At 41.7% G+C, this 12,982-nt stretch carries 14 protein-coding genes; 5 read left to right on the plus strand and 9 right to left on the minus strand.

The window, feature by feature from the left end:
• Positions 1-41 precede the first annotated feature (41 nt).
• Positions 42-830: a symmetrical bis(5'-nucleosyl)-tetraphosphatase gene (locus tag FET73_RS00105; protein WP_154221898.1), complete on the minus strand. Its 789-nt coding sequence runs from the start codon at positions 828-830 to the stop codon at positions 42-44.
• Positions 831-1,475: an orotate phosphoribosyltransferase gene (pyrE, locus tag FET73_RS00110; RefSeq protein WP_425481512.1), complete on the minus strand. Its 645-nt coding sequence runs from the start codon at positions 1,473-1,475 to the stop codon at positions 831-833. It lies immediately after the preceding gene.
• Positions 1,476-1,550: 75 nt separating this feature from the next.
• Between pyrE and FET73_RS00115 the strand changes: the two genes are divergently transcribed.
• On the plus strand, positions 1,551-2,318 hold the full coding sequence (locus tag FET73_RS00115) for an exodeoxyribonuclease III (RefSeq protein WP_154221899.1): 768 nt from the start codon (positions 1,551-1,553) through the stop codon (positions 2,316-2,318).
• 155 nt (positions 2,319-2,473) lie between these two features.
• Here the strand turns inward: FET73_RS00115 and FET73_RS00120 are convergent, their stop codons facing one another.
• The 7 genes from FET73_RS00120 to FET73_RS00150 all read right to left on the minus strand — a co-directional run bounded on the left by FET73_RS00120 (position 2,474) and on the right by FET73_RS00150 (position 9,576).
• Positions 2,474-2,986: a CbrC family protein gene (locus FET73_RS00120; RefSeq protein ID WP_179952022.1), complete on the minus strand. Its 513-nt coding sequence runs from the start codon at positions 2,984-2,986 to the stop codon at positions 2,474-2,476.
• Between the two features lie 349 nt (positions 2,987-3,335).
• Positions 3,336-4,562 (minus strand): hypothetical protein, encoded by a 1,227-nt coding sequence (locus FET73_RS00125; protein WP_154221901.1) that lies wholly within the window; start codon positions 4,560-4,562, stop codon positions 3,336-3,338.
• Positions 4,563-4,593: 31 nt separating this feature from the next.
• On the minus strand, positions 4,594-5,172 hold the full coding sequence (locus FET73_RS00130) for a MiaE family protein (RefSeq protein ID WP_154221902.1): 579 nt from the start codon (positions 5,170-5,172) through the stop codon (positions 4,594-4,596).
• A gap of 2 nt (positions 5,173-5,174) precedes the next feature.
• The gene (locus tag FET73_RS00135; protein ID WP_154221903.1) at positions 5,175-5,816 is read right to left on the minus strand and encodes a response regulator; all 642 of its coding nucleotides are present in this window, start codon (positions 5,814-5,816) and stop codon (positions 5,175-5,177) included.
• Between the two features lie 41 nt (positions 5,817-5,857).
• Entirely contained in the window at positions 5,858-6,979 is a 1,122-nt protein-coding gene (locus tag FET73_RS15460; RefSeq protein ID WP_154221904.1) for a histidine kinase, read from the minus strand.
• 15 nt (positions 6,980-6,994) lie between these two features.
• Positions 6,995-8,194, minus strand: a complete 1,200-nt coding sequence (locus FET73_RS00145) for a hypothetical protein (protein WP_154221905.1) — start codon at positions 8,192-8,194, stop codon at positions 6,995-6,997.
• Positions 8,194-9,576, minus strand: coding sequence for a class II fumarate hydratase (locus FET73_RS00150; protein ID WP_154221906.1), 1,383 nt, complete (start codon positions 9,574-9,576; stop codon positions 8,194-8,196). Before FET73_RS00150 ends, FET73_RS00145 begins: the two co-directional genes overlap by 1 nt.
• 221 nt (positions 9,577-9,797) lie before the next feature.
• Between FET73_RS00150 and FET73_RS00155 the strand changes: the two genes are divergently transcribed.
• The 4 genes from FET73_RS00155 to FET73_RS00170 all read left to right on the plus strand — a co-directional run bounded on the left by FET73_RS00155 (position 9,798) and on the right by FET73_RS00170 (position 12,980).
• On the plus strand, positions 9,798-10,226 hold the full coding sequence (locus FET73_RS00155; RefSeq protein ID WP_154221907.1) for a redoxin domain-containing protein: 429 nt from the start codon (positions 9,798-9,800) through the stop codon (positions 10,224-10,226).
• Positions 10,204-10,434, plus strand: a complete 231-nt coding sequence (locus FET73_RS00160) for a hypothetical protein (protein WP_154221908.1) — start codon at positions 10,204-10,206, stop codon at positions 10,432-10,434. Before FET73_RS00155 ends, FET73_RS00160 begins: the two co-directional genes overlap by 23 nt.
• An 81-nt stretch (positions 10,435-10,515) precedes the next feature.
• Positions 10,516-11,883 carry an adenylosuccinate lyase gene (gene purB / locus FET73_RS00165; protein ID WP_154221909.1) on the plus strand — a complete coding sequence of 456 codons (1,368 nt, stop codon included), beginning with the start codon at positions 10,516-10,518 and terminating at the stop codon, positions 11,881-11,883.
• 8 nt (positions 11,884-11,891) lie between these two features.
• Positions 11,892-12,980, plus strand: coding sequence for a cupin domain-containing protein (locus FET73_RS00170; protein WP_179952023.1), 1,089 nt, complete (start codon positions 11,892-11,894; stop codon positions 12,978-12,980).
• Positions 12,981-12,982 lie beyond the last annotated feature (2 nt).

Below are 12,982 nucleotides of genomic sequence, written 5' to 3' on the forward strand. Positions count from 1 at the left end.
TCTTATTTAAAAGGAGACACCTGTCTGGGTGTTTCCTTTTTTTATACCTGAAACAAAATCCCATCATCCAAACGCAAAGCAGTTAATAAACCTCCCCACACTTTACCTGTATCCAAACAGATCACATGGTTGTCTTGATAAAGGCCCAATGCTGACCAGTGACCAAATACTATTTTTTTACCCACTTTGGCTATCCGAGGATGCCGAAACCAAGGCATAAGTTTCGTATTCTGGCGCAAAGTGCCACTCTCATCTAAATTCAGACCACTTCCAGAACTTTTCAAGAACCGCATCCGTGTCATGGCATTGACAATAAACCGTACTTTCTCAACCTTATCAGTAACTTCTGACCACCTCAATGGATAGTTTCCAAACATGTTTTTAAAAAACAACTGAGGGTCTTTTTGCATTGATTTGCTTACCCTGTTGGCATGTTTATGCCATTTTTGAGGATTCCACGAAGGGTAAAAACCGGCATGAACCACCCAGCATGTTTCATATTCAAACAACAAAGGACGTTGAATCAACCAATCCATCAAAACCTGACAATCTTTGGCTTTGAAAATTTTTTCAAATTCTTTGTTATTCCCTCTTTTCTCAGGACAATGGTATCTGGCTAACAAACTCAAATCATGGTTGCCGAGTACAGAATCACAACAATGCTGATGTGCATAAACCCACCTGAGCATTTTTAATGATTGACCACCCCGGTTGACCAAGTCACCACAAAAAGTGATGCGATCTTGTGCTTCATTAAAGTCAATTGCTTTCAGCAGCCCCTTAAATGCATCAAAACAACCTTGAACGTCACCAATGATGTAATGCGCCACTCAGACCCCGAATCGTGCTCGATAGACTTTTACTTTTTGCAGGGCCTCATCATCTTCAGCTAAAAAATCCAGTAAAGATTCTAAATTAGCGATCGCAATCGTCTCTACATCAAATTCACGATGTAACTCTTGCATCGCTGAATTCATACCCTCACCACGCTCTTGTCGATCTAAAGCCACAGCAACGCCACAAGTAATGGCGTCATTTTGCCTGATCATTTCAATCGACTCACGCACCGAAGTGCCAGCTGACACCACATCATCTACAATCAAAACATTGCCCTTCAATGGTGCACCAATCAACTGTCCCCCTTCACCATGCCCCTTGGCTTCTTTGCGATTGAAACACACGGGTACATTCCTATCGAACATGTCATAAAAAGCCACACTGATGGCCGTGGCCAATGGAATGCCTTTGTACGCAGGGCCATAAAGCATGTCGAATTCAACACCAGAATCAACAATCGTTTGGGCATAAAAGCGACCCAGTTGCGCCAATGAAGCCCCGTCATCAAACAAACCCGCATTAAAAAAATAAGGGCTGACGCGGCCAGACTTTAAAGTGAATTCACCAAATTTAAGCACTTGCTTGTCCACTGCCAACTGTAAAAATTCTTGCGCTGTATCCATGATTGTTTGAGCCATAAAGAAAGAGAACATCTTGCTAAAGACGAAACATTTTTTCAAGTGTTATAATCGCCGATTTAAACGCTTGTCACTATGAAAATCATCACATTGAATGCCAATGGCATCCGCGCAGCCGAAAGGAAAGGCATGTTTGACTGGTTAAAAAAACAAGATGCAGACATTTTGTGTATCCAAGAAACCAAGGCCCAATTGCACCAACTGCCACCTGCTACCTTCATCCCACAAGGCAACCACCACTTCCAAGCCGATGCCGTCAAAAAAGGCTATTCAGGTGTTTCTATCTACAGCAAAAAGCAGCCTGTCAAAGTCGAATACGGTATCGACTTTGCTGAATTTGATTCAGAAGGCCGCTGGGTCGAAGCCACATATGATGATTTGATTGTGGTTTCATTGTACTTACCCTCAGGTTCGGCCAAAGAAGAACGCCAAGATTTTAAATACGTCTGCATGGAAAGGTTAGAACCCAAATTCAAAGCCCTACTCGCTCAAGACAAACCCTTTGTTATCTGCGGTGACTGGAACATCGCCCACAAAAAAATAGACATCAAAAACTGGCGCGGCAACCAAAAAAACTCAGGTTTCTTGCCCGAAGAACGCGAGTGGATGACCAAGTTATTTGACGAATACGGCATGGTAGATGCCTTCCGTGTGGTAGAACCTGCTGAAGAACAGTATTCATGGTGGTCAAACCGAGGCCAAGCTTGGGCCAATAACACCGGCTGGCGCATCGACTACCAAATCACCTCACCCTGCCTCAAAGACAAAGTCAAATCAGCCAACATCTACAAAGAAGAGCGTTTCTCAGACCATGCACCAGTGATCATAGAGTATGACCTTTGATTACAAGCAATAAGCCGAAAACGGTGGGTTGGCGCTGCCAACCTACTTTTTATTATTTCAATCAGATATAAAAATACAGGTATCTAGAAAAATATAACGCCAACAGCAAGCGCGCCGCTTTTTGACGTCGCCTTGGCTGTTTTTGTTATGAGTTTTTAGTTTGCATCCCACATCCAATATTTATTTCCTTTCAATGTAAATAGGTAAACCGAAACATCACCGGCATCTTTATAGCTGTTCAATTTCTTTTCTGGCAGTCTATCCCACAGCCATTCGATCTCTGATACTTCGTGCCCTTCCCCGGAAAAGGACTTCAAAAATTCGTCCTTACTTTCGAAATCTTGTTTAGATGCAATTCTCTCGAAGACAGGAAGCTCGCCGTCTACTAAAGGCCATGCAGTCTCCTGCAAAGTGGGTAGCGCTGGAGTTTTGTACATTAAAGTGACCGACTCTTCCGAGTCATCGTCGTAGTATTGGTTTGCTTCTATTTCTAAGTCGATTAACTTTCCAGACTTGAGGCAAGCTTCGCAAATACAGTCAATTTCATTGATGCCGGCGTATCCGCCAGTATCAAACCAAACTCCTACCTTGCTACAGACAGAACATGGTTGCGGACTGTCTACTAGAAATGCAAACCCCTCTGGATCTCTAAAGTATCTGAATTCCATGCTCTTACTCATAACAATTTATTAAATACACATTTTAGCTTATTAACAAGTTTTAATGACGCAGTTTATGCAGGGTTTCTTAGGGTTTTGGCAAAATTATTTACCATTTCAGACAATGTTTAATTGTTTCAAATGATTATTAAAATATTCACAAAGGGATCATTATGACTGCAGATGTACAAGAATTTGTTGGCAAACAAGAAGTCGATAAAAAAATAATAAAACCAACATCTCGTCACACCGGCGAAGGCCGGTGTCCATGCCATTGAGATGATTCTACTGGATTTTTTATTTTGGGTTTTTTAAAATTTGTACTTTATAAGCTGGATTACGGCCTTCGCCGCAATGACTAAAGTGGTGAGCGCAAATCTAAATAAAAAGGAATCTGTTCACGCGATACATCGGGATATGTTCCTCTCAACTGATGAACCGATTTGAGTAACTTAAAAGCATCCAACCATTCGTGGATGAATTGTTGCCACCTTTGTTCGGTTTTGATTTGTTTGCAGTTAGTTTCATAGACTTTTTGCCAGCTCCAGAAATCATTGAGTAGGGATTCATCAGTTGATGCTGAATCCATAACATGGGTATCTTGGTATTGGGCCAGCAGTTTTAAGCGCCAGGCTTTGATGATTTGAAAGGCTTTGGGGTGGTAATACAGCGGCTCTGATGTGCTGGCTTGGTATTTGCTGACGGCAGGTCCTGTTCCGAAAGGTACGCGGTCTGACAGTCGGGATTGAATCTTGACCACGGGTGTTTCGGGCTGCCCTATTCGACCCAGTTTGGCCAGTTTGTTCAATAGGTAAAAATCTTCACCGCCGCTTTTGACAGGAAAGCCGCGCACTTTGGCATAGGCTTCAGCAGACACAATTAAGGTGCTGCCGAGCGGAATGTAATCATATTGGCTGCCGATGAGTTTCATGCCCCACTGGTAGTAGTACATTTTAAAATCATATTGCTGCTGGTAGGTCAATAATTCCAGGTCGTCACTGACATGTTCAAACGGCAGGCTGATGCCAGTACAAACTTTGTCATCATTGTAGTCGTCACTATAATCATCGGACACATCAAAATAACCCACATCAAAGTACCCAACTGGCAGCACCACATCGGCATCGGTGCTGAATATCCAAGGTTTGATAATTTGTTTTCTTTGAATCAAAGTCAATGCCGTGTCAGCAGCAATTTTTCGAGCCAATCCCACGCCTGCTTTTGGAGAAAAGGGTTTGTCATTGTAATCGAGTATCAAACAATCCCAGGCGTTTGGCGTGATGATGAGTTGATGCGGCGCTATTGAGACTTTCTTTTGTGCTGTAGCAATCACATGCTGCTTTAAAGCTTCATTCTCTTGTTCAAATTGCTGCGACTTTTTATGGCCTTCGGGTCGGTTGATGCAAGCAATAATCAAAACCTTTTGGTCAGTTTGATTTTGCATCAAATGATCAATGGCATCAGGTGATTCACCACATATGGGCAGAATCAATACCGCTTCCCATTCAAAATCAGTTGGAAAATCAGCCAACTCAATCGCATGGCTGAATTGGCTCAGGTATGTTTTGGTGCCATCTTTTCTCAATTGAAGTCTTTTACAACAGGATTAATTGATTTTAATGAACCGCAGCACGGTAAGGCAGTTGCTTTACGATGGCAGCTTCTTCATCCAATAAAACGTCCAAACGCGCATTCACCACATCCGCATCATAGTACTGGTGCGCCAGTTTCATAAACAAAGTGTAGTGCCTGTGCTCTGCTTTTGCCAAACGCACATAGAAGTCTTTCATTTTCGGGTCTTCTAAAGCTTCACCCATCATGTGAAAACGCTCATGACCGCGGCGCTCAACAATACTGAACACCAACAACCGATCTAATAAGTACATTTCACTGTTTCGGCGTACGGTACTAAGCAATAATTTAATGTATGGGTCCTTTTCATCATTGGCCTGTTGTAAGCCTTTGTCGAGCATGATTTTAATCACTTCTCTGAAATGGGCCATCTCTTCCATGGCTAAATCTATCATGCCACGAACCAAATCCGGCTTGTCTGGGTAATGTTGAACCATCGACATCGCCAAACCAGCGGCCTTGCGTTCACAGGCGGCATGGTCTTGTAAGAAGGCATCGAAATCTGCCTTAGCCACTTCTGCCCATTCCGGCTTGGTGGCAGCCCTTAATTCAAATTCAAACATGGTTAAATCAGTCCCAACTCTAAGGCTTTAAGAACAGCCCTGGTGCGATCACGAACACCGAGCTTAGATAAGATATTTGAAACGTGGTTTTTTACGGTACCTTCAGCGACAAAAATGGAATTGGCAATTTCTTTGTTACTGTAACCACCGGCCATCAGTCGCAATATTTCTGTTTCACGGTTGGTCAATGGCTCTGGACGTTCAAAACTGACAAAGTCATTCTTCAAACCTTCAATAGACTCCAAAATACGCTCAGTGATTTGAGGTCGAACGATGGTTTTACCTTCGGCCACTTGTTTGATACCGTCTACCAGCTCTTCTAGCGGCACATCTTTCAATAAATAACCTTTGGCACCGGCTTTAACACCAGCCAAAATCAATTCTTCATCATCGAAAGTTGTCAAAATGATGGTGGGTGGTAATTGTCCTGATTTAGATAATTCATGTAATACATCCAATCCATTCATAACAGGCATGCGCATGTCTAACAACATCACATCAGGCTTCAGTTTTGGCACCATTTCTACGGCTTCTTTCCCACCTTTGGCTTCACCAATCACTTCTATGTCATCAGCAATTTCTAACAAAGCTTGTACACCTTGTCTGACTAAATTTTGGTCATCAACCAACAATACTTTTATCATTACTTATTTCTCTTTTAATGTCTGAATGAATCTCACACATATTAAACCGGGAATGTCAAAATCACATGGACACCATCATCTGATGTCATGACCACATTTCCACTGAGCATTTTAACCCGCTCTTTGATGCCTGTTAAACCATTTCCTGCATGACTGCTACCAAGACCCACACCATTGTCCTTTACTTCTAACACCACTTGTTTGTCAGTTCTGAATAATTTAACAAACAAATGACTGGCGTGGGCATGTTTCATCGTGTTGGTGATTAACTCTTGGGTACACCTTAAAATGGTTTGTGCCAATTTAGGGTCCTCAACCAGAAACTCCTCAGGAATTTCTGAGGAAACTTTCAACCTAGGCAATCCAGCCAATAATTCTCTCACAGCCTGACCCAAGTCTAAAGTACCAGACTGCCTGAATTGTCCCACCACTTCTCGCACATCAGACAATAATAAACGCGCTATAGAGTGTGCTTTTTTAACATAGGTTTGCGGTTTGCCTTCAGTCATGTGAGATGCCGCCTCCAAGTTTAAAGTCAAAGCAGTTAAATGATGTCCAATCAAATCATGCAATTCTCTTGAAATCCTAAGACGCTCATTGATGCGAGAAGAATCCGCCAAAAGTACTTGAGTGGCTTTCAGCTCAGTATTTAATAAGCGCAGTTCTTCTTTTGCATTTTGTTGTCTGAATGCCACCAAAGAAATAATAAACGAAAACGCTGAAGCTCCCAGATAAACGAAGAACAATACATATTGCACCATCGCATTGCTGTTGACTTCGCCAATGAATTGAAATTGAATCGCCAGCATTAAATTACTGGCCAGCAGAATAACTAAACTTTCTTTGATATTAAAAAACCAAGGCAACAAAACAGAAGTAATCAACGCATAAACAATACCTATCGCGCTGTTGGTGATGTAATTTATTAAAAGGATTGAGCCAATTTGAAGCAATACAGAAAGCCAAGCCTTGACTTTAAAACTGATTTGTCCAATGTTATGGGTAACTGCCCAAAAGACCAGACCAAACCCCATATGGGCACTTAAATACAGTGTAAAGGGTGCTGTGAATTGTTCAAACTGAAGGAACAGTGGAATCGACAAGCTGAGCCAAATAATCAGCCCAGCCAGTCGAATCAATTTGATGTGAGAGTAGCGGTACACCCCTATTTAAAATGTTTATTTGATTTTAAATTCATCGGGCTTCATCATCTCAATATTTTCGGTGATATTGACATCACCTTTTAACCAAAAGTAAATTTCATTGGTACGACTTAATCGGCGAACCACCAATGCAGTGTCATTTCTTGTATAAACCAAATCACCACTTTTCAATTGCTCAGCAGAATAGGCTTTGGTAACTGCTTTGTTTCTGATGTGATCGCGACGCAAAACATCTTGATCAGAAGAGACATCATCGACAGCTGTGAACACCAACGACGTTCTTTCAACCACTTCTGATTTGCTGTCATCCGCCTTGGATGATGCTGCTTTAACAACGGCTACTGCCGCTTCAGTCTTTTCATAGCGCTCTTGGGATTTGTGTTTGATGGCATGAACAGATTGATCAAATGTACCTTTCATCCAATAATAAAAAGTGCGGCTGTTCTTTTCTCGAACAATTAAAACCACATTATCTTTAATATACAGTTCATCATCTTCAGTGATGCTTCCATATGACAAAGTCCCATTCGCTTTTTTGTTTTTAGCATACCGCTTTCTTAAGTAGGTTTTAGCTGCATCACGCACTTCATCTGCACGCTCTTCTTCTGTTTCAACCTCTCCAGCTTCAGGCTCAACTTCAACAACAGCCACGGATTTAGGCTCAGGCTTAACCACTGGCTTTTGTACAGGCTTGGGTTGACTCACGGTTTTAGTCGGTTTAGGTGCATTCTTAACCACTTTATGCTCAGATTTTGGTAAAGCCATGTCTATTTCAACTTCAGCAACTGTAGGTTTACCAGCCATAAACTCATCACCAAATTCTGGACGCTCTACTGTGGTATCAATTTCCGGTTTGTCATCGATTACCACTTGTTTTTGAACCACTTGATTGTTGCCACTGCTTTTCACAGTTTGACCCATGTATTTGGCTTTTGTGGCTGTGATACTGACACTTTGGTGTAGTGAGTCTTTGAAAGTCATCATCACATTTCTTTCACCACCTTTAGAAAGGCCCGCACGAATGTTGCTGTGCCATGCTTGTGGTGCAATGACTTTCAACTGCCATTTATTATTAACAGCTTCTTTACCGATGTCTTCAAGTTTAGCTGGACGATTGGGCATTTTGTATTGCTGCTCAGTCATGCCCCATGATGGCAATTGTGCCAAAACTACAGCACTCATCAGCAACATGCTTAAGATTAATAATTTTTTCATCATTTTTCCTCAATACCCCCTGTGGTTAATTTGATTGGGTCCAATATGGCCCTTATTTCTTCTTCTGTTAAATCTGTGTTTTCTAAAGTCACATCCAACACAGAGCGTTTTTCTTTATAAGCTTGTTTGGCAATTTTTGCACCTAATTCATAGCCTATAACTGGATTCAATGCAGTCACCAAAATAGGGTTTCTACCCACATTTTCTGAAACCACATCGACGTTGACATTAAATCCTGCAATCGCCTGATCTGCCAACTGTACGCTGGCCGTTGACAATATTTGAATGCTCTGTAGCACATTATAAGCGATAACAGGTAACATCACGTTAAGTTGAAAGTTTCCAGACTGTCCACCCACAGCTACCGTGGTGTCATTACCAAAAACTTGGGCGCAAACCATAGCAACAGCTTCAGGAATCACTGGATTCACTTTGCCTGGCATGATTGAACTGCCAGGTTGTAATGAAGGCAACTCTATTTCACCTAATCCTGCCAATGGGCCTGAATTCATCCAACGCAAATCATTGGCCATTTTCATCATGGTCGTGGCCACAACTTTCAATTGACCAGACAATTCAACAATATTATCTTGTGTGCTTATGCCGTCAAACTTGTTGTCCATTGAACTGAAAGGCACGCCTGTGGTGTCCATTAATTTTTCAGCAAACAGCGCTCCAAAACGTGCATCGGCATTGATACCCGTGCCCACAGCTGTCCCACCTTGCGGCAAATCTGAAACACGAGATAATGAATCTTCTAAACGGGCAATGTTATTTTCTAAACAACTGGCCCAAGTGTTTAATTCTTGACCAAAGGTCACAGGCATGGCATCCATTAAATGGGTGCGCCCAGTTTTGACCACGTCATTCAATCCTTCAGCTTTTTCACGACACACTGAAATCAAGTGCCTTAATGAGGGAATCAATTGCTGTGTTACATTCAATGTACAACTGACAGCAATGGCCGTAGGAATGACATCATTTGAACTTTGACCCATATTCACATGGTCATTGGGGTGTATTTCTAAAGCATCTGTGGTTGCCAAATGTGAAATCACTTCATTACAATTCATGTTTGAGCTGGTTCCAGATCCAGTTTGGAACACGTCAATTGGAAAATGGCTGTCCACTTCACCTGATTGAACTTGTTCAGCAGCTGCTTCAATGGCCGCACAAACATCAGCAGGCATGTGTCCCAGAGATTTGTTGGCTTGGGCAGCAGCTGCCTTAATGAGACCCAATGCTTTGATGAATTCTCGCGGCATGTTTAAGCCACTGATAGGAAAGTTGTTTACAGCACGTTGTGTTTGTGCACCATATAAGGCGTTTGCAGGCACTTGTAATTCGCCCATGCTGTCTTTTTCTATACGGAATTTGCTCATAATTTCATTGATAAATAAATCGAGCGCAGATTATAAGTCCAACACAAGATAAAATCGAACACATTGCTTTGTTTTTTTGTGGCATCACACACAATTTCAAGAAAGCATATTACTTCATTACACACCAATAACCAGTGAAGAAAGTCACTATAATGTTGCAATAGATTTAACAACAACCGGTCTCAGTCACATGCAATCAAATTTTTAATGCGGAGTAAAACATGAGAAAAGTCATATTAATGTTGGTCATTTTGCCACTATTTGTCAGCGCGGAAGGCTATTTTCAAAAGGCTGATGATGTCACCCCCCTGCTTCCAGGCATGAGTATTCCGACATTCTCAGCTAAAAACATTAAGGGTGAAGGTGTCACCTTTTCATCAGAAAGCATCAAAAAGCCCTTCATCCTTACGTTTTATCGAGGTGGCTGGTGTCCTTACTGTAATTCCCACTTGGGTGAAATGAGACAAGTCGAAAGGCAACTAAAAGACATGGGGTTTGATGTCTTTTTTATCAGCCCAGACCAGCCCGACCACTTAATCAACAGCCTTAAAGACCAAAAACTCAAAAAGAATATTGACTACCAACTGCTCTCTGACAGCCCCATGTCAGCAGCTAAGGCATTTAAAATTGCATTTAAAAGTAGAAGCTGAAACGGTCGAAAAATATAAGAGCTGGGGCATTGACCTTGAAAAAGCTTCAGGCCACAAGCACCGCCTACTTCCTGCTCCAGCGACATTTTTGGTGGGAACAGATGGTATGATTCAATTCCAATATATCAACCCAGATTACAAAATCAGATTGGCACCAAGCATCCTAATGGCTGCAGCTCAAGATTACCTTAAACGCAAGGGCAAATAATGTATTGACCTAAAAGCGGCAGTATGATTGTTTTCAGAAGAATGAAACATTATAATGCCGCTTTCAATTTTTGGCACGAGCATGCAACTTTCTGAATTGACAGCCATCACTTCCGTAGATGGTAGATACCACAGTAAAACCAAACACTTGGGACATATTTTTTCTGAGTATGGATTGATTAAAAACCGTTTATTGGTTGAATTAAAGTGGTTGATTAAACTCAGCCAACAAGATGGTATTGACGAGGTCAGCCCATTAAGTCAAAAAGAAGTGGATTGGATCATGTCAATTTATGACAACTTCACTCCAGAAGAAGCGCAAAAAGTCAAAGACATTGAAGCCGTTACAAATCATGATGTTAAAGCGGTTGAGTACTATATTAAGGACCAACTCGACACCAATAAAAACCTGAAAATTAATAAAGAGTTTGTTCACTTTGCCTGCACCTCCGAAGACATTAACAACTTATCATATGCATTGATGCTAAAACAAGCCAGAAGTGAAGCATTCAAACCCGCTTTACAGCAAATCATCAACACCTTGGCTGACATGGCATTGGAATTGGCAGATACGCCAATGATGAGCAAAACCCATGGCCAACCTGCATCACCTTCAACAATGGGAAAAGAGTTAGCTAATGTTGTTTTTCGTTTGAAATACCAATTAAAACAATTAGATAACATCACATTGTTCGGAAAATTAAACGGCGCAGTGGGTAACTTTAACGCACACTACAGCGCTTACCCAGAATTGGACTGGCCACAAATTTCAGAAAGTTTTATCAGCGACTTGGGGTTAACATTTCACCCTTTCACTACCCAAATCGAGCCGCATGACTTTGTTGCTGAACTGTGTCATAACATGATTCGATTGAACGTCATCTTAGTGGACTTTTCACGTGATGTTTGGGGATATATCTCAAATGGTTATTTCACACAAAAAACAGTCGCAGGCGAAATTGGTTCATCGACCATGCCACACAAAGTCAACCCGATTGATTTTGAAAATGCCGAAGGCAACTTGGGCCTTGCCAATGCCACTTTGAATCACTTGGCTGAAAAACTGCCTGTTTCTCGCTGGCAACGAGATTTGACTGACTCAACTGTATTGCGTGCTTTGGGTTCAGCTTTTGGGCATTGCGCCATTGCATGGGCTTCCCTGCAAAAAGGCATGGGTAAATTGGCCATAAATAAAGAGACATTGCTTAATGACTTAGACAACAACTGGGAACTTTTGGCAGAACCGATACAAACAGTCATGCGTCGTTATGGCATAGAAAACCCTTATGAAAAACTCAAAGAATTGACCCGTGGACATAAAATTGATCAAGTACAAATGCAAGCGTTTATCGCCACATTAGACATCCCTGAGGATGCCAAAGCCCGCTTGATGAAAATGACGCCAGCCAACTATTTAGGCAACGCCATAGAACAAGCCAAGAAATTCTGAGTCTTTCCTTGAATATCAAAGACCTGTTTGCCAATCAATCCATCACCGCTGAAGAATTTCTTCAGCGGTACTGGCAAAAACAGCCGTTTCTTTTTCGCAATACTTCATTAGACTTTAGCTCACTGCCCAATCCCGTGCAGCTGTTTAAGTTGGCTAGTGAAGAAGACGTTCAGTCTCGCATCATCTACAGCGAAGACAGCAAGGGGTATCAAGCCATCTATGATGACCCAGATGCTTGGGAAGATGTGTCAAATTTCAATCCAACGCTACTGGTTTCAGACATAGAAAAGTGGAGGCCTGAGACAATGGCCATTCTTGATGCTTTTCCATTCATTAAATCATGGCGACTGGATGACTTGATGATTTCATTTGCCCCAACAGGTGCATCGGTAGGTGCTCACACAGACCACTATGATGTATTTTTAATACAAACATCAGGCACTCGCCAGTGGTCATATGATGATAAGCCATTGAAAAAAACTGAACTTGTGAAGGCAAGTGATTTGTCTATTTTAAATAACTACCAAGCCAAAACCACAGTAGAATTAAAAACCGGTGATGTTTTGTACTTACCACCTGAAATTCCACACCACGGCATTTCAACAAGTGAAGATTGCATGACCTGTTCTATCGGCATGCGCGCACCTTCTCAATCAGAAATGGTGATGGCTTTTGCTGAATTTATTGCCAACCGCTGTGATGAGACTAACAGGTTCACTGATCAAGGCAGGATGGATAGTATCTACAGCTTTGACAACAATGACATTGAAAAATTTAAGCAGACTATTTTATCTGCTTTTGGCATTAAAAATGACGATTGGGGTCAATTGTTTGGCCAGTTTTTCAGTGAATACAGACAATTGGAGACCCTAATTGAAACGCAACCAGAACACATCGGATTGTGGCAAAAAAATCCCATGGTGACTTTTTTATATCAAATTTCAGGAGATACTTGTAAGTTGTTTATCGACGGTGAAACCTTTGAATGCGCTGCTTCATTTGCTCAAATGATTTGCCATCAGCAAACCTTTGAAAGGCAAAACAATGAGGTATTTGAAAAACTAGTCGAAGCGGGATACTTACAACCCGTCACTTAAAT

This window comes from Marinicella rhabdoformis (genome assembly GCF_009671245.1).
Taxonomy (GTDB): Bacteria; Pseudomonadota; Gammaproteobacteria; order Xanthomonadales; family Marinicellaceae; genus Marinicella; species Marinicella rhabdoformis.